This is a genomic window from Altererythrobacter rubellus (genome assembly GCF_030284385.1).
Taxonomy (GTDB): Bacteria; Pseudomonadota; Alphaproteobacteria; order Sphingomonadales; family Sphingomonadaceae; genus Erythrobacter; species Erythrobacter rubellus.
In genome coordinates this window covers 264,150-284,338 of sequence record NZ_CP127221.1, presented here as the reverse complement: position 1 = coordinate 284,338, position 20,189 = coordinate 264,150, and the positions used below count along the sequence as shown (strand labels likewise).

Below are 20,189 nucleotides of genomic sequence, written 5' to 3'. Positions count from 1 at the left end.
GTTCTGATTTTCGAGTGTAAGTGTTTGGCTTATGAGTCACGCACCGCAAACACCGTTGCTGGATAGGGTTCAATCTCCGGCTGATCTGCGCAAGCTCGACAAGTCGGAGCTGCGCCAGTTTTCCGACGAGCTTCGCGCCGAAATGATTGATGCTGTCAGCACGTCTGGCGGGCACCTCGGATCGGGCTTGGGTGTGGTAGAGCTTACCACCGCGATCCACTATGTCTTCAACACGCCCGAAGACAGGCTGGTGTGGGACGTTGGCCACCAATGCTATCCGCACAAGATCATCACCGGCCGTCGTGACCGGATCCGCACCCTGCGGCAGGGCGGCGGGCTTTCCGGCTTCACCAAGCGTGCTGAAAGTGAATATGACCCGTTCGGCGCCGCGCACAGCTCGACTTCTATCTCGGCGGCATTGGGCTTTGCTATGGCGAACAAGCTTAATGACAAGACCGGGCGCGGCATCGCAGTGATTGGTGACGGCTCAATGAGCGCGGGCATGGCTTATGAAGCGATGAACAATGCCGAGCAGGCGGGCAATCGCCTGGTTGTGATCCTGAATGACAATGACATGTCGATCGCACCGCCCGTGGGCGGTCTGTCCGCTTACCTTGCGCGGATGGTGTCTTCCTCCGAATATCTCGGCTTACGTTCGCTTGCATCCAAAGTGACACGCAAGTTTTCTCGCCGTGTGCACAAAGCACTCGACAAGGCTGAGGAATTCACCCGTGGCATGGTAACTGGCGGGACGCTGTTCGAAGAGCTGGGCTTCTATTACGTCGGACCGATTGATGGCCATAATCTGGATCACCTGATCCCTGTGCTCGAGAATGTTCGCGATAGCGACCAAGGGCCAGTGTTGATCCATGTCGTGACGCAAAAGGGCAAGGGTTATGCGCCGGCTGAAAACAGCGCTGACAAGTATCATGGGGTGCCCAAGTTCGATGTGGTAACGGGTGAGAAAGCCAAGTCTGCTGCCGGTCCGCCAGCCTATCAGAACGTCTTCGGTGATACACTCGCCAAGCTGGCTGAGACTGACAAGCGCATTTGCGCGATCACTGCCGCAATGCCTTCCGGTACGGGCGTTGACCGTTTTGCTGAGGCGCATCCCGAACGCGCCTTTGATGTTGGCATCGCGGAACAGCATGGCGTGACCTTTGCAGCCGGGCTTGCCGCGCAAGGCATGCGACCGTTCGCGGCGATTTATTCAACATTCCTGCAGCGCGCCTATGATCAGGTGGTCCACGATGTGGCGATCCAGAACCTGCCGGTCCGTTTCGCGATTGACCGCGCAGGGCTTGTGGGGGCGGATGGCTGTACTCATGCAGGATCATTCGACATCACTTATCTTGCGACGCTGCCGAACTTCGTCGTGATGGCGGCTGCTGACGAGGCCGAACTGGTCCATATGACCTATACCGCGGCGGAATATGATGAAGGCCCGATTGCCTTCCGCTATCCGCGTGGCAACGGCGTGGGGGTTGAGTTGCCCGAGGTCCCGCAGAAGCTGGAAATTGGCAAAGGCCGGATCGTTCGCGAAGGTAGTAAGGTCGCGATCTTGTCCCTGGGCGCACGCCTCGCTGAGGCAAAGAAAGCGGCGGAAACTTTGGAGGCTAAAGGTCTCTCGACCACTGTCGCGGACCTACGCTTTGCAAAACCGCTCGACAAGGACATGATCGAGAAACTGATGCGCGCTCATGAAGTGGTCGTGACAATTGAGGAAGGCGCGATTGGTGGGCTCGGCGCGCATGTGTTGACCTTTGCCAGCGATGAAGGCCTGACAGATAATGGTCTGAAAGTGCGCACCATGCGCTTGCCCGATGTTTTTCAGGACCACGACGATCCGCACAAGCAGTATGATGAAGCTGGCCTCAATGCGCCTGACATTGTCGCGACTGTGCTGCGCGCTTTTCGGCACAATTCAGCAGGCGTTGAAGAAGCGCGGGTGTAAGCGCGAAGACAGCAGGTGCGCATAGCTGTTCAATTTCTGGAGGCGCTTGATGCTGATAATTGACAATACCGATCACATCGCGACGCTCACCATTGATCGCGCAGAGACAATGAACCCTTTGGGGGCGCCGGGTGATGGAGACATCTTTGCCAAGGCTTGCGATGACATCAACCGCGATATGAACGTACGCTGCGTCATCCTGACGGGCGCGGGCCGGGCGTTTAGCGCTGGCGGCAATATCAAGGCGATGAAGTCACGCAGTGGCACCTTCGGCGGTAGCGCGCCGGCTATTTCTGACGGGTACCGTGACAATATCCACCGCATGCTGCGCGCACTCTATGGCTTGCGCGTGCCGGTGATCTCTGCCGTCAACGGCCCTGCGATTGGCTTGGGTTGTGACGTCGCGTGCCTCGGCGATATCCGTATCGCGTCGGAGAAAGCGAAGTTCGGTGTGACTTTCCTGAAGCTCGGGATCATTCCGGGCGACGGTGGCACTTGGATCCTGCCGCGCATCATCGGCGAAGCGCGTGCGGCCGAGTTGTTCTACACCGGAGACGTGATCGACGCGGTAACCGCGCGGGAATGGGGCTTGGTCAGCCGCGTAGTGACTCACGAGGCTCTGCTCGATGAAGCAAATGCGCTTGCCGACAAAATCGCCGCCATGCCGCCACATGCCTTGCGCCATGCCAAGAACCTGATGCGGCAAGGTCGCGATGTGTCATACGACACCGCGCTGGAATTGGCAGCGAATACGCAGGCTATGGTCCATTTGACGCAAGATCACATAGAAGGTGTTAATGCCTTGATCGAAAAGCGGGCGCCGAATTTCAAAGGCGAATAGCGCTAGCGGTAGTCGGCAGGCAGCGGCTGGACCACTTCCTCGCTGACATAAATGATCGCAGGACGTTCGGGCTCCGGTTCGACCGCCATCGCCTCGCCAGTCGATGCATCCTCAAGCGTGTCCTGCGGTATCAGAGATTGCGCATGTTCCGGGCCGCGCATGATCGCTTCGATGCTGCAATTGCGAGGTGGGGGCTGATTCTTAAGTGTGGCAATATCCGCCTCCCGGTTGCACAGATAGCTTTCGCGCAGCGCATAGTAAGGGTCATCACTATCTTTGATCTGGCCGATCCGCTCGTCAAACTCGATCCGGAATTCCAGCGAATTCACTGTATACGCGGGGATTGCGTAATAGGGTGTATTGAGCGGCTTGCCGACCGCGAACGGCAGGATTGACTGGTCGATCCCGCTGCCAAGCAGATCGCGCAGCGTTGTTGAGCCCACCAGCGGCAGCACCAGAAACGGCCCCGGGCCAACCCCGTAATAACCCAGAGTGTTGGCAAAACCATTGCGACGGTAGGGCAGGTTGATTGGTTCCTTCTTGGCAACGTCGAACAGCCCAGCCACGCCCACGGTCGTGTTGATCGCGAAGCGTCCGACCGTTTCCAGCGCCTTGTCTGGTTTCAGTTGCAGCAAGTAGTTGAGCGCGTTCACCGGCTCCATCAGATTGCGCAGAAAATTTCTCAGGCCCTTGCGGATCGGGCTCGGCAAATCCTCTCCATAAACATCCGCAATCGGTTCGACGAAAGCCCTGTCGATATCGCGTGTCAGCTTATAAGCCTGAATATTGACGTTCTCGAGCGGGTCCTTCAACGGATCGGCACCCTCTCCGGTCACGACAATAACGTTGCGATTGTCCGTCGGTGGTGCTTCCTCGGCCTGTTCCAACACCTGCGTCTCTTGCGGTGCCGAGCTTTGTACCAAAACAACTGCTTGCGGCTGCATCATTACGGCAATTGGGGAGCTTGAAACGAGGAAGACAGAAGATGCCAGCGATATCGCCATGCTTTACCTTTCTTACCCCGCGGCCGTGTTGTGGCACAAAGTGAAGCTTCAAGACAAACAAAAGCTTACCGGCAATGGACCAATTGCGACTTTGTGTCGACGATCCGATCTAGAACCAGCGCCAGATGCCTGCAGGTATCCCGCCTAAGGGCATATGTGCCCAACTGAGCGCAAGCCAGGCCGCCAGCCCGATCGCCCAATAGATCAGACCTACGGAAAAGATATTGCCCCAGCACGGCCAATAGCTTGTTCGGCTGGACCATTCGGCCCAGACATCACCCATCAGCGCTGCTTTCTTGCGGTCCTGTAGTTTAGCGCCGACCAGCGCGAGAATGCCAATTGCGAATGCAATGATGACGCTTCGGAGGTTCGCCCAAAGGATAATGTGCGAGAGCGCCCAGAGGGCAAAGCCCCACATCATTGGATGGCGGGTAACGCGGAACATGCCCTTCGGCTTAGCGCGCGCCTGTTCGGCGGCCTTGGGAGTCGGCATGGCTGGGTTTCCAGCGAATGAGCCCGCCCAAAAGACCAATGCAATTAGGGCGAGGGCCGATGCGACAATCCATCCGATTTCGCCCGATCCGGGAAGGTCGTCCGACGGCGCGGCTTTGTAGGCTAGGTAGACCCAGAACAAGGTGGCGACGCTTACTAGCGAATAGACTGCGCTGAAGCCGCCTTCCTTGAGCACCCCGACAAGCGGTCCGCGCAACGGATGCGACATCGCGAAATGCGTGCCAACAAATGCGATATTCGCCGCGACCAATTGAACCAGTGCGTCACTCATGCCCTATCTCCCCACCGTCTGTGACGGAATTGGCCACAACAAGACAGAATTGGCAAGCGGGCGCGGGGAAAAACTACCAGTCGTAGGCCTTGGGTAAATCGCTTTCATCCAGATTGCGATAGCGTTCGCGCAAGCGGGTCTGATGGCTTTCAAGCGGAGCTTCGACGCCATCGATGAATACGCGAATGGCTGCGCTGGAAACTTCCAGCGGATCACCATCCCACACCACGACATCGCCCACAGCACCCGGCTTCAGCACACCCATCTGGCCGCCCATGCCCATCGCTTCCGCAGGAGCTGAGCTGATCGAAGCGAACGCCTCGCCCCAGGTCAACCCGCTTGCTCCTGGCATGCGCGATAGCGCGACCAAATTGCCGGCATACTGCGTGTACATGTGGGTGAAGCGTGCAGAAGACGCATTGAACGCCACCGCAACGCCAGCGGCATGCATGCGGCCGATGTTGCTTTGGGTGGAAGCCAATTGTTCGAAGCGTTCTGGCAAATCCTGCAAGCTTTCAGCAATCACTGGAATGCCCGCTGCTGCGATCTCGGATGCCACGGTCCAACCCTCGGTTGCTCTGACAAGCACAAGGTCAAGTCGCGGAAATTCTTTCGAAAGCGCGATCACAGCGCGAATGTCCGAAGCCCGATCAGCAGCGACAAGCAGAGGTTGGCGACCCGAAATAACCGAACCCAGAGCCTCTGCATCGGCGCGGGTCAGCAGATTGTCTTCACCGCTCCATCGCCCTGCCGCGAAATCGCGGGCTTCCCGCAAAGCGTTGCGCAATTCGACATGGCTAGCGGTGCGGCTGCCTCCGGCACGGCGTGCACCGTCCTCGCCCAGAGCCACCATCTGGAATGCACGCGGCTTCATCACAACATCGCTGTCGCCAGACGTATCGATCACCGCGCCCTGCCCGGCAAAGATCGAATTGGATGGATCAGGGGCAACAAACGCACGGGTAATACCATTGGTGCGAGCGACCAGAATGTGCTGAGAGGTCGGGTTGATCGCAGGGGTTACATCGAGCGCAGCGTTGAAACGCGAACTGCCGGCGCTCACATCATTGCTCGACTGCACGCCGCTGACGTCAACCAGGCCAAGGTCAGTCACGGCTGCGACCAGGCCAGGTGTCACCCAAGCCTCATTCACATCGATGATCTGACCGGTTGCGTAAGATTGTCCGGCTGCAGGCCCGGCATAGGTGACGCGGCCGCGTTCGACCACGACGACACCGTCTTCGAAGGGTTCGCTGCCATCGCCTATTACCAGCGTGGCATTGACGATGATGAAATCCTGCGCTGCGGCTGGAGCAGCAAAGACCAGCGCGGCAACCGCGCCAAGAAGTGATGCTCGGATCGTCATTTCACATCTCCTTCGCCGGGTTGACCAAGCTCGAAATCGCTAACCGGCCGACGCTTGCGGTCGTTTGCATCGAACAGCAAGGCGCCATCGATCCAGACCTTTTCTGGCCGTGCATAGACGCTCAGCGGGTCACCATTCCATAGCACGACATCAGCCATCTTGCCCGGTTCCAGGCTGCCGGTCATTTCCTCAATGCCCATCGCGGTGGCGGCATTCAGAGTGATCCAGCGGATCACTTCACCATCGGGAATTTCAATCCCAATGCGCGCGCCAGCCGCCTGCGCCTTGGCGGCTTCCTGATTCAAACGCTGGATATCCTGATCGCTGTCAGAATGGATCACCACGCAAGCGCCCGCTTGATACAGCAATGCGCCGTTTTCAGGGATCGCGTCATAACTTTCCATCTTGAAGCCGTACCAATCGGCCCAGATTGCACTACACACACCGTTCTCGCGCAGCAGATCGCCGATCTTGTAGCTTTCGACCGCGTGGTGAAAAGCGGAAACGCGGTATCCCATTTCCTTCGCCATGCTCATCACCAGTGCCATTTCATCGGCGCGGTAGCAGTGATTGTGAACCAGGATTTCCCCATCAAGCACGCCGGCCATGGTTTCCTTGCCCAGATCACGCTTGCGATCATCCTTGTCCGCCCAGGCAATCACATCAAGCCAGGTCTGGCGATTGACCGCGAAATTGCCCATGCGGGTGGAAGGCTGGCGGTTGCGACCGCCATAGACCCGCTTGGGGTTCTCTCCACAAGCCATCTTCATGCCGTAAGGCGCGCCGGGAAACTTCATGCCCTGAACGGTGCGCGAATACACATTCTTCAATGTGACACTGCGCCCGCCGACCAGATTGGCTGATCCCGGCAGGATTTGCAGCGATGTAACACCACCATTGGCAAGTGCGCGACTGAAACCCGGGTCCTGTGGCCAGACCGAATGCTCGGCCCAGACATCAGGCGTAGTAGGCGAAGTTGCTTCGTTGCCGTCCGAATGCGCGGGGACCGACGGAGATGGGTAGTCCCCCAAATGGCTGTGAATATCGATGATGCCCGGCGTCACATATTTGCCTGAGCCATCAATCACGGTGTAGCCGGTCGTGTCGAGTCCGCTTCCGACCGCTTCAACTTTGCCATCGCGGAACAATACGGTGGTGTCAGCGAATTCGCGGCCTGTGCCGTCAAAAACTTTCGCACCAACCAAGGCGGTGGGTATTCCCGGGTAGGGTTGATAGGTGCTGGGGTAAGGGTCTTTGTTGAATGCGGGAGAAGTCTCAACCGCTGTGCTGCTGCTATCACCATTATCGGCCAAAGCCTCCCGGCTGCCAGTGGTTGCGCAGGCGGCCAGCGCCATGGCGCTTCCCATTCCCACGATTACGCGCATTACGCTAGCCATGCGTATCCCCTTATTTTCGGGGTCCCAGCGTGTGCCGAGGCCCTGATTTGCTAAATTTGTTTAGTTCGAAGCCGGATAGACGCCACCAACCTGTGGTTTGCCCAGATCGGCACCGCCGAGCAGTTAGTCGTCATCCTTCAGGGTGTCGAGATGCATCAGTTTCTTGATCAGCGGGCTGATCACAATAACCGCGACACCAACGCCAACTGTGATCCCGCCGATCTGGCTATAGACCGCAAGCACGGTTTCCTTGGCCGCACCTTCCCCGGATGCAGCTTCCGAGCCGGTCGCGGCCGAGATGAGCCCGGCAACAAAGTTACCGGTGGCCGAGGCAAAGAACCAAGTACCCATGATGAGCGACGCCATATGCGCAGGCGCAAGCCGGTTCATGGCCGACAGGCCAACCGGGCTAAGGCAGAGCTCACCCGTGGTGTGCAGCAGATAGATGAGGAAGATAAAGATGACCGGTGTCATATTCTCCATCCCTACCGCGCTCGCACCGAACACCAGCACAAGGAAACCAGCACCCAACTGGATCAGCGCGAGGCCGAATTTGGCCGGTGTTGAAGGTTCAACCCCTTTCTTTGCGAGCCAAGTCCATAGCCCTGCAAAAAGCGGTGCGAGCATGATGATGTAGATCGGATTGATCGATTGGAAGATCGATGCTGAAACACCCTGCCTGTCGACATAGCGATCGGTGAACAGGTTCAGCGATGAACCAGCCTGTTCGAACAACGCCCAGAACAAGACCGAACCGATAATCAGGAACATTGCTGCAAAGATGCGGTCGCGGTCTTGACCGCCGATCTTGATGGCTTCCCACACGACAAAGGCCACAAGCGCCAAGCCAAATACGCCCAGGATGGATCCTACGACTGCCTGATTTTGCACCAGCCACCATGTTACAGCGACAGCCGCAAAGCCGACGATGTAAAGTAACCACTCGAACTTGATGCCCATGATTGGCGCTTCGAGTTTCTCTGGAACTGTGCTTTCGCCTTTGCCTAGCAGCAGCGGCTTAAACACGATGAAGACGATAAGGCCAAGCAGCATACCAATGCCGGCGGCGCCGAAGCCGTAGGCCCAGCCATAGGTCTGACCGAGATAACCGGCGATAATCGTGCCGACAGCCGCGCCTACGTTAATGCCCATATAGAAGATGGTGTAAGCACCATCGCGGCGGATGTCCGTACGCGGATAGAGCTGCCCCACAATCACGGATATGTTGGCCTTCAGGAAGCCGGAGCCGACAATAATGAAGGCTAATGCCGCCCAGAAGACATCAATCATCGGGTTGGCTTCGTGTCCGACTGCTTCCTGGCCTTCGAATGCCATTAGGAAGTGACCGATGGTCAACAGGACAGCGCCGAACAACACCGCCTTGCGCTGACCGAGATACTTATCGGCCAGATAGCCGCCCAGGACCGGTGCGATATACACAAGCGCGGTATAAGCGCCGTAGATAACCGAGGCCTTCTCGTCATTATAAAGCCAGTGTTGGGTAAGATAGAAAATGAGCAGTGCGCGCATGCCGTAGTAGGAGAAGCGCTCCCACATCTCGGCGAAGAACAGAACAAACAGCCCTTTGGGGTGTCCCGCAAATTCGTCATTCTTCGAAGTTACGATGGTTGCACCGCCTATCAGCAGCAGAACCAGAAACGTTGCAGCGATGGCAACGATGATTTCTTCAAGTGTCACGAACGACCCCCCCGTGTATTCCATTATCTGATCCGCGATGCCTACGGACGAAAAGCAGCGCACACTAACGCGTTAATCAGGCAAGTGAAGCATTTGTTTCAAACGATACTGCTTTTATTGCTCCGCGGGCCGGGAACTTGACGCGCATGACTGTGTTATGGCAGCGACGCACTATTCGCGAGGGAAAACATGAGCCAAAACCGACCAGTCTATCTAAAGCTGCGTGACCAGATCGCAGCAGCCGTCATCGAAGGCCGCTATGCCGAAGGTGATATGCTCCCGTCTGTACGTGCATTGGCGGCAGAAGAAGGCGCGAACCCGCTGACAGTGGCTAAGGCCTATCAGCAATTCCAGAATGATGGTCTGGTGGAGGTACAGCGCGGCGTGGGCATGTATGTGGTTGAAGGCGCTGCCGATCAATTGCGGAGCCGGGAACGACAAAATTTCTTGCAAGATGAATGGCCAGAAATTCGTCAGCGTATGAATCGACTAGGTATTGACCTGTCGGAACTCGTTGAAGAAGCGTGATTTTTTAAAAACTGGGCTAGCGTGGTGCAAGTGGTGGCAAAACACAGTATGCTAGCTTGCGAATTCCGCGTTTTTCTGTAACTTCTATGTCACGGGAAATGGATTGCCTCCCGGGTCGACGTGGTCACTTTGATGGGCGTGGTCCCCTTGGCCTTCGATTGCGCCAAAAAAAGCGGTCGGGAGAAAAAAATGATCAGATCCGAATTGCTGCAAGCACTTCATCAAGACAACCCTGAATTGCGTTCGGTCGAAATCGAACAAGTGGTCGATATTTTCTTCGATGAAATATCGGAGCAGCTGGCTGAAGGCGGCCGGGTTGAACTGCGCGGCTTTGGCGCTTTTTCAACGCGGGAGCGCGAAGCGCGAACCGGGCGCAATCCGCGTACCGGTGAAGCAGTGGACGTTCCAGCCAAGCGCGTACCCTATTTCAAGCCAGGCAAGAAAATGCGCCGTCGCCTAAACGACGAATAGGCCCTAACAAAACCCGCCTTTACAAATTCGGTTCAAATCCATTGCCGCGCGTTGGCGCGCTCGCTATGCGCTGCTCGCATTGTTCGCGTTGGCGAGCAGGAATGCGGGTGTGGCGGAATGGTAGACGCCGGGGACTTAAAATCCCCTGACCTTTGGTCGTGCTGGTTCGAGTCCAGTCACCCGCACCACCTACTCTCAAAATCGCCAGACATTGAGCGGGTTCGCGCGCTGGCGCCTGCGTAGCCAGCATTTCCGCGCGCTTTTGCGAGTGCATCGTTTTGAGTGAGGTCGGGAGACTGGCGGACCAGGTCGTTCATGCGGGATTTCTGGCCACAGTCTCAGGAGGCCGTTTTATAGACCTCACTTACCGTGAGTGCCAGACGCCCAAGACCGCCTTCTGATCCGACCAGTCCAACGGCAGATCGGCTCTGAGCAGCGACCTGCTCGAGCTGCGCAACTTCAGCCCGCTGCGGAGGCGACGATCCGCCGCAATGGCTTGAGCGGGTTAGTCTGGGTGGTCCAGACGAGTTTAGTGTTTGGCGCGTAATCCGCGATTAGAACGAGGCCAGCTCAGGCCGGCTTAAAGTCCATCGCGACACCATTGATGCAATGTCGCTTGCCGGTCGGTCGGGGCCCGTCATCGAAGATATGCCCAAGGTGACCGCCGCAATCGGCGCAATGCACTTCGGTACGCGGAATGCCAATTTTGTAATCAACCGATGTACCGACAGCGCTTGCTTCGGCACGCCAGAATGCGGGCCAGCCGGTGCCGCTTTCATACTTTGTTTCGGAAGAATAGATCAGATTGCCGCATCCGGCACAGTGATATGTCCCTTCGCGCTTCTCGTCATTGAGCGGTGAGGTAAAGCTGCGCTCCGTGCCTGCTTCGCGCAGGATGTAGAATTCCTGACTAGATAGCTTCCGCCGCCACTCAGCTTCGCTGAGTTTGATTGGAAAATCTTTCGCCTGGGCGGGCGATGACCCGCAACCCGTCAGAATCGGCATGGTCACACTGGCACCCAAGCCTGCGAGAACTTTGCGGCGGTTTGTCATAAATCCGGCCATAAATTCTGTCCCATCTTTTGCTTCTACACCCATGTATACCGGAGAAACGGCCGATTGGTTTCAGCTCATGGCCGAAGAATTGTCAAAACTCGGTGATTTCGACTTCGAGCTTGCGGAAGCCATGCACGAAATTCGCGCGGACTCGCTCGATATCACCCGCAACACGCAAGCGCATCCGGCGCTTGTGCAGTTCCTCCAACAACACACGCAATTGCAGTTCTGCCAACCTCGCGCCGACGCAACGATGGATGCCATAGCCGAAGGAGATATGGCGCCGCGCATTCTCCCGCTCGATGTCGAGCTTGTCAGAATTCTCAAAAACTTCCTCGTCGCGATTGGCAGAAAGATACCAAAGCACGACCTTGTCGCCTTTCTTGATCTGCTGTCCGAACACTTCTGTGTCTTCGGTGCAGGTGCGGCGCATGTGTGCGAGTGGGGTCTGCATCCGCAGGATTTCCTGCACTGCGTTGGGGATCAATTCCGGCTTCTGCTCGAAAAGTTTACGCTGGTCAGGATTCTTGTCGAGCTGATAAATGATTCCGCTCATTGAATTGCGGGTCGTGTCATTGCCGCCAACGATCAGCAACACCAGATTGCCCATGAATTCCTCCGGGCTCATCTGGTTCATCGCTTCGGAATGGATCATCATTGAGATCAGATCGTTGCCGGGTTCCTTATCATGCGTGCGCTCGATCCATAGCGACTGAAAATAGGCGCCCATCTCTTGAAGGATGCCCCAGCGCAGTTCGTCAAGCTCACGAACCGTGGCCAGTTCCGTATCACCAGACCAATCGGACCAGTAGGTCAACAGTCGGCGATCTTCCCAAGGGAAACCAAACAGAATTGCAAGCATGCCTGTCGTGAGTTCAATCGAGACCTTGTCGACCCAATCGAACACCTCGCCGCGCGGGAGGGTGTCAAGCAACTCCCCAGTGCGCTGACGGATTTCGCCCTCCATCTCGGCCATACCGCTGGGAGTGAACTTGGGCGCTACTGTGCGGCGTTGGCCGGTGTGCTGAGGCCTGTCCATCGCTATAAACATCGGCAGCTCGCGGCGTTCTTCGATGCCACGCGCGGCCATTTCTTCATCACTCAACCGTTCGAGGATCGTGATCCCGCCATGCTCCCAGCTTGAAGAGAATGTTTCCGGCAGTGCTTCGATGTGCTGGATCGCCTTGTGGCCGACCACCGCCCAATAGGGGCCGAACCGGCTTTCAGGAATGTAATGCAGCGGGCCTGCATCACGCATTTCCTTGAAAATCGGCTGCCACCTATTCTCGACGTAGATATCGCTGCGGCTCACATCCCATTTGTGGGTATGCTCCAGCGCGTCTTCCGGATGCTCGGCAAGGTGCTTTTTCAGCGCCTCATAGGCTGTTGGCGAACTGCGCACCTCTGGGCGCTTCGGGGCGATCGTGGCCATAATTCTCTCCATCGCAAGCGACTCGTTTGGCCGCCTGTCATTGCATGTTTCATCCTGGCCTTATTGACAGCAATGTCAATAGTCAGTTGCGAATTGCGACCTATCGTGCATCTTTAAATGATCAGCCGGCCTTTGCGAAACGGGCTTTGAACCGTTGGTTCAAGCTGATCTTATTCGCACCACCAAAGCCCGTCATCATACCGTCTGTCATACCCGAATACGCGGCGCAAGCCTTCATCGGGATCAATAATGCCAAGCAGCATGCGCAAAGTGGTAGTCTAGTCCGCACCATTGGGCCCTAGAATGCCGTAGATCGCTCCTTGCGGTGCGGAGATATAGACCCCGTCCACCGCCAGTGTGCCGTCAAATCGCTTGACGAGACCTCGAGCTTCTATGGCCAGCGGTACGCCGCTGACTTCTGCTATCGCTGCATTGCCCGCAGGGGCGTGATCGCTTACCGACATTTCCATGGAAGCCCTGTTAACTGTCAGGGCCAAACGGGAGCAACCCCAAGCGTGGTTAACACCGCTGCAAATTTAAGGCTGAAAGCGCGCATCGCGGAGCAAGCGAAGAGTTTGGGCTTTGCTGCGTTCGGTGTAACGACTGCTCAAGATGACCCGATCCGGGCGGACCGGCTGGAGCAATGGCTGGGGGAAGGCCATCACGGCTCGATGGAATGGATGGAAGCACGCAGCGATGTGCGGCGCGGCCCGCAATCGCTCTGGCCAGAGGCGAAGAGCGTGATCGCGCTAGGCATGAGCTACGTACCTGCTGATGATCCGTTAGCGTTAGAGGCGCATCCCGAGAAAGCGCGGATTTCTGTATATGCGCGGGGCAAGGATTATCACGACACGGTCAAGAAGCGGCTTAAAGCGCTGGCGCGCTGGATGGTGGAGCAAGAGCCGGAAAGCGAGCTTAAGGTCTTTGTCGACACCGCGCCGGTGATGGAAAAGCCGTTAGGCGAAGCTGCGGGGATTGGCTGGCAGGGCAAGCACACCAATCTGGTGAGCCGTGACCATGGCAATTGGCTGTTCCTCGGCGCGATCTACACGACTTTGGAGCTGGAGCCCGACGCGCCGCATGAAAATCGCTGCGGCTCTTGCAATGCGTGTCAGACTGCTTGTCCGACCGATGCGTTTCCTGCGCCTTACACACTCGATGCGCGTCGCTGCATTTCCTATCTCACAATCGAGCACAAAGGGCCGATTGCAGAGGAGTTTCGCGAAGCTTTGGGCAATCGCATCTATGGCTGCGACGATTGCCTGGCAGTGTGCCCATGGAACAAGTTTGCTGAAACCGCCGCTACGCACCGGGATTTTCTGCCGCGCGCGGAGCTGGTTGCCCCCCGTCTCGCCGAATTGCTCGCGCTTGATGACGCGGGATTTTGCCGGTTGTTTGCAGGATCACCGATCAAACGTATCGGGCGGGACCGGTTTGTCAGAAACTGCCTTTATGCTGCGGGGAATAGCGGTGATGCGTCATTGATGGCCCGCATTGGTTCGCTGCGAAACGATCCCGATCCAGCGGTGGCAGAGGCTGCCGATTGGGCTACAGAGAAGCTTACAACAGCTCTTTGAGCGGGGTTTCAGGATCAGCCAGCAGCTCCAGGTCGACATCATCGATGTCACTCTCGATCAGCTTGCGTCCCTGGACGTAGTCCTTGGTGTTATTGACGCAATCAATTGCGATCGGTTTGCCCTCTTTCAGATAGACCACGCTGAATTTGCGGCTTTCCGGATCACCGCGCACCAATGTCTGATCGTAGTCGATTGACAGGCCAGCGGTCTGGAGCTTCAAGTCATACTGGTTGGACCAGAACCATGGCAGCGCGTGATAGGGCTGTTTATCGCCCATTATTGCGCGGGCAGCCGTGTTCGCCATATCATTGGCATTCTGCACGGATTCGAGCCGGATGATGGCCTGATCAGCGAAGGGATTCGCATGCGCGGCGCAATCACCGATTGCGTAGATGTCATCCAATGTGGTGCGGCAAAACTCGTCAACATCAACCCCGTTTGACACAGCCGCCCCGGCTGTGATCAGCGGGCCGACCGCCGGTACAATGCCGATGCCCACAATCACCGCGTCGCACGGGATCACTTCGCCATCTGCCAATCTGACACCCGTCACATGCCCGTCTTCACCTTCAATGGCTTCGACTGCGGTTTCCAGTCGTACATCCACGCCGTGCGCACGGTGTTCGGCTTCGATAAAGCGTGACAATTCCTCGCCAGCCACTCGCGCAAGCACGCGCGGCAAAGCTTCCAGCAGCGTCACTTCGCAATCGAGCTTGCGCAGCACAGCGGCGGCTTCCAACCCAATGTAGCCCCCACCGATGACGACAAAGCGTTTCGCGCCGTTTTGTAGCTGCGCCATTATCGCGTCGACATCGCGCCGGTCGCGCACGGCATGCACAGCTTTCAGCCTCGCACCTGGACAGGACAACCTGCGCGGATCGCCTCCGCCTGCCCAGATCAGCTTGCGATAGGCGATACGTGTGCCGTCACCCAGAACGACCTGGTGGTCCATCCAGTCGACCTCACTGACCATCGCGCCAAGCTTGATGTCGATATTCTTGTCAGACCAGAATTTTTCCGGACGGATCATGATCCGTTCAAACGGTTTGTCGCCTGCGAGATACTCTTTCGATAGCGGCGGGCGTTCATAGGGTGGGTACGCATCGCGCCCCAGCATCAGGATCGAATCTTCGTGCCCCTGCTGGCGCAAGGCGATTGCCGCCTGTGCCCCACCGTGACCCGTCCCCACAATGACAATGTCTGCACTATCCATGGGGTGCAGGGCTTGCCGCAAATTGCCGCTAGGTCAAGACCCGCAATTCGGTGTGCCGCCTACCGTTCGAGCAGATTACGCGCCTGAATGGCGATTTGGGCGAGCACGGCCGGGGCAACCGGCGTGTGCAATTGCGCCCGCCCGATCATCGAACGAAATTGCGAGACTGAAGCTTCGCGTGAGCTGAGCCAATGCTCCACCGCCGCTACCGGGCCTGCCTTGCGATTGGCGCGGCGACGCAGGAAATCGAGCCGCATATGCTGGAAATCGCGCGCCAGCCCATTGACCAGCAAGCGTTCCCACGGGTCGGATGGAGCCATGTCCTCTGCGGTTTGCTGCGCCCAGTCCAAGCCCAGCTTGGAACCAAGCTGATTAAATGCTTCGGTCAGGACTTCCGGTGAAATCCCGCTGTCGCGGGCCAGCCCTGCAAGCCCGATTGAGCCATCAACTTCAAACAGATGCACGACTTTACCGGCGGCGGCCTTCGGCGCACCTAGTTCGACAAATTGCTGGCAAAGTTCGGCCGAGCGTTCGCGCGCCGTTTCCGTAAGCAGATCGCCCGAATGCTTTTCAAGCTGACCGATTACTCTCGTCAGGGACTTGATAACCTCACTCGGAGCGAAACCGGTGCCGCCGTGGCGCAAGAGGTCTGCCATGTGCGAACTCATTGCTGCCGCAGTACGCTCTAGCAGCTTGAGGCGCGCGGTCTCCGGCATATCGCCGCTCTCGATCGCCTGCCAAACCTGGTCCATCTCCAGCAATTCTTCGATGACAACGAAGCTTGCGGCGATTTGGGCCAGGTTCACGCCTTCCTCCTCGGCCAGTTCGAACGGATGGATCAAGCCGAGGCGATTGATCATGCGGTTGGCAAGTTTGGTCGCGATGAGTTCATTGCGTAATTGGTGGGTCAGGATCTGCTTGTGGAAATCCTTTTGTAGAGCCACCGGGAAGGCTTCTATTAACATTGGTTCCAGCGCCTTGTCGCTGATCCAGTCGGCTGCCTCAATCGCGTCTTGCAGAACCAGCTTGGCCGAAGACAGCAGCACCGCCAGCTCTGGCCGGGTCAGGCCTTTGCCCTCGCTGGCGCGGCGCGAATAGGTCTCTTGGTCGGCCAATCTTTCGGTCTTGCGATCCAGTGCGTCCATTTCTTCAAGCTTTTCGATCAGCCGCACATGCGAAGCCGTGGCTTTGACTCCGCCCATCTCTGCAATCGATAGTGCCAGCGCCTGCAAGCGGTTGTCTTCGAGAACAATCCCAGACACTTCGTCGGTCATTCGCTCGAGCAGATTTTTGCGTTTCTTCGGAGTCAATCTGCCGCTCTGCTGAGCGGCCGCAAGCGCGATCTTGATATTCACTTCATTGTCGGAGCAATCGACCCCGGCCGAATTGTCGATGAAGTCTGTGTTGATGCGCCCGCCGTTCAAAGCAAATGCGATACGGCCAGCTTGTGTCGTGCCAAGGTTTGCGCCTTCTCCGATCACTTTGGCGCGCACCTCGGCCGCATTCACACGCAGCGCATCATTGGCCGGATCACCGACCTGCACGTTATTCTCAGATTCGGCCTTGATGTAAGTCCCTATACCGCCGAACCAGATTAGATCAGCCGGGCTCTTCAAGATCGCACTTATCAATGCCTCTGGATCGAGTTCGTTTTCTTCAATGCCCAGTACTTCGCGCGCCTGCTTCGACAGCTTGATGGTTTTGGCGCTTCGCGGGAAAACGCCGCCACCCTTGGAAATCAGGTCCGCACTATAGTCTTCCCAGCTAGAGCTTGGCAGATCGTAGATCCGCTTGCGCTCTTTCCAGCTCGCACCTGAGTCTGGGTCAGGATCGATGAAGATATGGCGGTGATCGAATGCCGCAACCAGCTTGATTGCTTTCGACAGCAGCATGCCATTACCGAACACATCGCCGGACATATCGCCGCATCCGACCACGCGAACCGGATCCTTCTGAACATCCACGCCCATTTCAAGGAAGTGACGCTGAACGGAAACCCATGCGCCCTTGGCGGTAATGCCCATCGCCTTGTGATCATAGCCATTCGATCCGCCGCTGGCGAATGCATCGCCGAGCCAGAAATCGCGCGCTTCCGCTATGCCGTTTGCAATGTCGGAGAAGCGCGCGGTGCCCTTGTCAGCTGCGACTACGAAATACGGGTCTTCGCCGTCGAGAATGCGCACGCTTTCGGGATGGACGACTTTGTTATTCTTGAGGTTGTCCGAGATCGACAGGAGCGTGCGGATGAATACCTCATAGCTCGCCTGCCCCTCGGCTGCCCAGCCTTCGTGATCCTTTTGCGGAGACGGCAGTTGCTTGGGATAGAATCCGCCCTTCGCGCCAGAAGGTACGATTACCGCATTCTTCACCTTCTGTGCTTTCATCAGGCCAAGGATCTCAGTGCGGAAGTCATCGCGCCGATCGGACCAGCGCAGACCGCCGCGTGCAATCGGGCCAGCGCGCAAGTGAATGCCTTCGACCCGACGCGAATATACGAAAATCTCGCGCCATGGCAACGGCTTGGGCAAATTCGGGATCAGAGAAGAATCGATCTTGAACGCAAGCGCTTCTTCGCTTGCGGGCGCAAACGCATTGGTGCGCAGGATTGCTTCGACCAAGGCGTGATACAGGCGCAGCAAGCGGTCATCGTTGATCGCTGCGACTTTAGAGAGACCTTTGCGGATCGCATCACGCGCCTGCCTCGCTGAATAGTCCCTTTGATTTCCGAAGTTGGGATCATGTTGTGCGCGGAACAGAGTAATCAGTTCGCGGGTCACTTGTGCGGCGCGATCCAGAGCATCGACCACCGTATAGATCGTAAAGCTCATACCCGACTGTCGCAGATAACGGTAAAATGCGCGCAGCCAGTCGACTTCATTGGCGAACAGTCCGGTCCTGATAACCAGCCGGTTGAACGGATCGTCTTCATTCTGCCCACTCAGAACCGTTGCGATCGCATCCTCGATGATATCGGCGCGATCGAGCAAAAACCCGGTTTCGCCACCATCTTTCAGCGCCAGCGTGAAATCGTGGATCGTGCCAAGCTCTCCGTCTTCCAGCGGAGTCGGCATTTCGGTCAGTACGCGAAAGCCGAAGTTCTCCAGTGCAGGCACGGCATCGGACAGCGGCAAGGCGCCCACTTCCTGATAGACTTTCAGCCTCAACCTGTCGCTTTCGTCGCCTGGCAATCGGCAGAGCCGCGCATCACGCGCGCGCGCATCATTGGCGCCGAGCTTGCGCAGCCGTTGAATATCGATTGATGCTTCAAGAGCCCCGTAGTGGTTGCGGTAACCCACCGGGAATGCGGGGGCATAGCGGCTCGCAATAGCTGCGGCACGCGATGGGTCTTCGCTCTCAGCCAGATTGCGCTCAACTGCTTCGCCCCAGCCGCGCAGCATGTCCTCCAAACGCGATTCGAGCGCAGCCTGATCCATTGGCTGTTTCGCACTGCGGATATCCAGCACGAAGCGCAGCATGGCGAGGTTGCCGCCTTCGACCTCTAGGCTCCAGTCAAGCATTTCGGTGCCGTCGATCTCGGTCAGCATGGCCTGAATTTGTTCGCGTACCTTCGTCGAGTGCAGGTCGCGCGGAAACCATACGAAGGCGAATACGTGGCGTTCAAGCGGAGCCTGCACCAATGCGAGGCGTGGTCGCGGTCGGTCCACCAAGCTCATCATGGTAGTGACAACCCGTTCTGAATCCGCAAGTTTGAAGCCGACCAGCAGATCGTGGGGCAGGGCGGTGAAGGCGTGGATCAGGGCCTTGTCCGCATGACCGCCCGGGTGGAAGCCCAGTCGCTTGGACATTTCGCTCATTGCCTGGCGCAGGCGTGGCACTTTTTGCGGCGGGCTGGCTAGCGCAGCGCTGGTCCATACGCCTGCATGGATGGATATTGCGGTCAGTTTACCTTTCTCGCGCACGGGCACCATGAACAGATCAAGTGGCACGCGGCGATGCACGTTGGCGACGCGGTTGGCCTTTACGATCAGGATGTCGCATGACCGGCCAGCATGGCCTTCGTTCTCGAACCATTTGAAGGCGCGCTCATATGAACCCTCTGCAAGCAGCTGGCGCGCACTTTTGCGACAAATGCCAAGTATGTTGGAGTGGCTTCCATCGCGTTTGCGCGTGATATGCCCCAACTGTGTCAGCATGCCCGAGTTGAACCACTCAAGCAGCGCGACATTTTCATTGTCGCCCAAGCGCTTCGCATCTTCTGCCATGGCCGCTTGAAGCTTTGGCCAATCTTCCACCGCGGCACGGACATCGCCCAGCGTGGTGCGCAATCTGCGTTCCAGCTCGCGGCGTTGCCGCGCATCGACGCGCTCTGTCTCGATGTAGATCATCGATTCGCGCGTCGAGTTGTCATCTTCCTTTCCGCGCGGCAATCCAGTTAGAATACCAGATTTGTTGCGCTTCACCGGAATAATCGGGTGGACCAGCCGATCAATAGACAAGCCTTGGTCGGAGATCGTGGCTGCGATCGAATCGACCAGGAACGGCATGTCATCATTGATGATTGCTATACGCAAGAAGCGGCGCTCGCCCGAGATGGACACCATTCCGAGCGCGCTGTGCTTCTCTTCACGCTCACGCGCCGTGTCGAACACGAATTGAGCGGCCTTCTTCAGCGAGGAGGGCTTGAACGGCGTATCGCCGGGAAGGATCGAATCGCGCATGCGGCGCGCGATTTCTTTTACCATGTCGTCAGCTGCAGATTCACTGCCCGAGCCGTAACTCGTCTTGGCCGCCATAGTCCTGCTTTCCCTGCACGCGCTATTTTCTATTGTTCGCGTTTATCAATGATGCGCCGTTAGGCTTGTCACTGCGCCCCCGCAAGCGAAGAAACGTTCACATTTCAAAGCCGC

The 20,189-nt window shown here is 57.4% G+C and carries 14 protein-coding genes, 1 tRNA gene and 1 pseudogene; 6 read left to right on the top strand and 10 right to left on the bottom strand.

The window, feature by feature from the left end:
• The first annotated feature begins 31 nt into the window (after window positions 1-31).
• Window positions 32-1,954: a 1-deoxy-D-xylulose-5-phosphate synthase gene (gene dxs / locus QQX03_RS01325; RefSeq protein WP_285976085.1), complete on the top strand. Its 1,923-nt coding sequence runs from the start codon at window positions 32-34 to the stop codon at window positions 1,952-1,954.
• 49 nt (window positions 1,955-2,003) lie between these two features.
• Window positions 2,004-2,795: a crotonase/enoyl-CoA hydratase family protein gene (locus QQX03_RS01320; RefSeq protein WP_285976084.1), complete on the top strand. Its 792-nt coding sequence runs from the start codon at window positions 2,004-2,006 to the stop codon at window positions 2,793-2,795.
• A 2-nt stretch (window positions 2,796-2,797) separates the two neighbouring features.
• On the opposite strand, the gene QQX03_RS01315 is transcribed toward QQX03_RS01320, so the two are convergent.
• The 5 genes from QQX03_RS01315 to QQX03_RS01295 form a co-directional block, all read right to left on the bottom strand.
• A complete protein-coding gene (locus tag QQX03_RS01315; RefSeq protein WP_285976083.1) occupies window positions 2,798-3,799 on the bottom strand; it encodes an MlaA family lipoprotein in 1,002 nt (333 codons plus the stop codon).
• 109 nt (window positions 3,800-3,908) lie between these two features.
• The gene (locus QQX03_RS01310) at window positions 3,909-4,583 is read right to left on the bottom strand and encodes an NnrU family protein (RefSeq protein WP_285976082.1); all 675 of its coding nucleotides are present in this window, start codon (window positions 4,581-4,583) and stop codon (window positions 3,909-3,911) included.
• A gap of 73 nt (window positions 4,584-4,656) precedes the next feature.
• Window positions 4,657-5,949 carry an amidohydrolase family protein gene (locus QQX03_RS01305; protein ID WP_285976081.1) on the bottom strand — a complete coding sequence of 431 codons (1,293 nt, stop codon included), beginning with the start codon at window positions 5,947-5,949 and terminating at the stop codon, window positions 4,657-4,659.
• On the bottom strand, window positions 5,946-7,346 hold the full coding sequence (locus tag QQX03_RS01300; protein WP_285976080.1) for an amidohydrolase: 1,401 nt from the start codon (window positions 7,344-7,346) through the stop codon (window positions 5,946-5,948). Before QQX03_RS01300 ends, QQX03_RS01305 begins: the two co-directional genes overlap by 4 nt.
• A 123-nt stretch (window positions 7,347-7,469) precedes the next feature.
• A complete protein-coding gene (locus tag QQX03_RS01295; protein ID WP_285976932.1) occupies window positions 7,470-8,990 on the bottom strand; it encodes a peptide MFS transporter in 1,521 nt (506 codons plus the stop codon).
• 243 nt (window positions 8,991-9,233) lie between these two features.
• Here QQX03_RS01295 and QQX03_RS01290 point away from each other — a divergent pair, with 243 nt between their 5' ends.
• The 3 genes from QQX03_RS01290 (at window position 9,234) to QQX03_RS01280 (ending at window position 10,231) form a co-directional block, all read left to right on the top strand.
• Window positions 9,234-9,572 carry a GntR family transcriptional regulator gene (locus QQX03_RS01290; protein ID WP_285976079.1) on the top strand — a complete coding sequence of 113 codons (339 nt, stop codon included), beginning with the start codon at window positions 9,234-9,236 and terminating at the stop codon, window positions 9,570-9,572.
• Window positions 9,573-9,761: 189 nt separating this feature from the next.
• The gene (locus tag QQX03_RS01285) at window positions 9,762-10,043 is read left to right on the top strand and encodes an integration host factor subunit beta (protein ID WP_285976078.1); all 282 of its coding nucleotides are present in this window, start codon (window positions 9,762-9,764) and stop codon (window positions 10,041-10,043) included.
• 103 nt (window positions 10,044-10,146) lie between these two features.
• Window positions 10,147-10,231 (top strand) — tRNA-Leu (locus tag QQX03_RS01280).
• A gap of 382 nt (window positions 10,232-10,613) precedes the next feature.
• Here the strand turns inward: QQX03_RS01280 and msrB are convergent.
• The 3 genes and pseudogenes from msrB to QQX03_RS01265 all read right to left on the bottom strand — a co-directional run.
• Complete coding sequence (gene msrB, locus QQX03_RS01275) at window positions 10,614-11,108, bottom strand: peptide-methionine (R)-S-oxide reductase MsrB (RefSeq protein ID WP_285976077.1); 495 nt, start codon at window positions 11,106-11,108, stop codon at window positions 10,614-10,616.
• Window positions 11,109-11,190: 82 nt separating this feature from the next.
• Entirely contained in the window at window positions 11,191-12,531 is a 1,341-nt protein-coding gene (locus QQX03_RS01270) for a cytochrome P450 (RefSeq protein WP_285976076.1), read from the bottom strand.
• A 194-nt stretch (window positions 12,532-12,725) separates the two neighbouring features.
• Window positions 12,726-12,995, bottom strand: a pseudogene (locus QQX03_RS01265) (ATP-binding cassette domain-containing protein); the annotation flags it as partial.
• A gap of 51 nt (window positions 12,996-13,046) precedes the next feature.
• Between QQX03_RS01265 and queG the strand changes: the two are divergent.
• Window positions 13,047-14,108, top strand: coding sequence for a tRNA epoxyqueuosine(34) reductase QueG (gene queG / locus QQX03_RS01260; protein WP_285976075.1), 1,062 nt, complete (start codon window positions 13,047-13,049; stop codon window positions 14,106-14,108).
• Here queG and QQX03_RS01255 read toward each other — a convergent pair.
• Both QQX03_RS01255 and QQX03_RS01250 read right to left on the bottom strand, forming a co-directional pair.
• Window positions 14,092-15,321: an NAD(P)/FAD-dependent oxidoreductase gene (locus QQX03_RS01255; protein WP_285976074.1), complete on the bottom strand. Its 1,230-nt coding sequence runs from the start codon at window positions 15,319-15,321 to the stop codon at window positions 14,092-14,094. The two genes, queG and QQX03_RS01255, sit on opposite strands and share 17 nt — an antisense overlap.
• A gap of 59 nt (window positions 15,322-15,380) precedes the next feature.
• Entirely contained in the window at window positions 15,381-20,075 is a 4,695-nt protein-coding gene (locus QQX03_RS01250) for an NAD-glutamate dehydrogenase domain-containing protein (RefSeq protein WP_285976073.1), read from the bottom strand.
• Between the last annotated feature and the right edge of the window lie 114 nt (window positions 20,076-20,189).

Coding starts and splice junctions, on each gene's coding strand:
- msrB (WP_285976077.1), bottom strand. CDS start 11,108: ATGGCCGGATTTATGACAAACCGCCGCAAAGTTCTCGCAGGCTTGGGT.
- QQX03_RS01300 (WP_285976080.1), bottom strand. CDS start 7,346: ATGGCTAGCGTAATGCGCGTAATCGTGGGAATGGGAAGCGCCATGGCG.
- QQX03_RS01320 (WP_285976084.1), top strand. CDS start 2,004: ATGCTGATAATTGACAATACCGATCACATCGCGACGCTCACCATTGAT.
- QQX03_RS01305 (WP_285976081.1), bottom strand. CDS start 5,949: ATGACGATCCGAGCATCACTTCTTGGCGCGGTTGCCGCGCTGGTCTTT.
- dxs (WP_285976085.1), top strand. CDS start 32: ATGAGTCACGCACCGCAAACACCGTTGCTGGATAGGGTTCAATCTCCG.
- QQX03_RS01285 (WP_285976078.1), top strand. CDS start 9,762: ATGATCAGATCCGAATTGCTGCAAGCACTTCATCAAGACAACCCTGAA.
- QQX03_RS01290 (WP_285976079.1), top strand. CDS start 9,234: ATGAGCCAAAACCGACCAGTCTATCTAAAGCTGCGTGACCAGATCGCA.
- QQX03_RS01315 (WP_285976083.1), bottom strand. CDS start 3,799: ATGGCGATATCGCTGGCATCTTCTGTCTTCCTCGTTTCAAGCTCCCCA.
- QQX03_RS01310 (WP_285976082.1), bottom strand. CDS start 4,583: ATGAGTGACGCACTGGTTCAATTGGTCGCGGCGAATATCGCATTTGTT.
- QQX03_RS01270 (WP_285976076.1), bottom strand. CDS start 12,531: ATGGCCACGATCGCCCCGAAGCGCCCAGAGGTGCGCAGTTCGCCAACA.
- QQX03_RS01255 (WP_285976074.1), bottom strand. CDS start 15,321: ATGGATAGTGCAGACATTGTCATTGTGGGGACGGGTCACGGTGGGGCA.
- QQX03_RS01250 (WP_285976073.1), bottom strand. CDS start 20,075: ATGGCGGCCAAGACGAGTTACGGCTCGGGCAGTGAATCTGCAGCTGAC.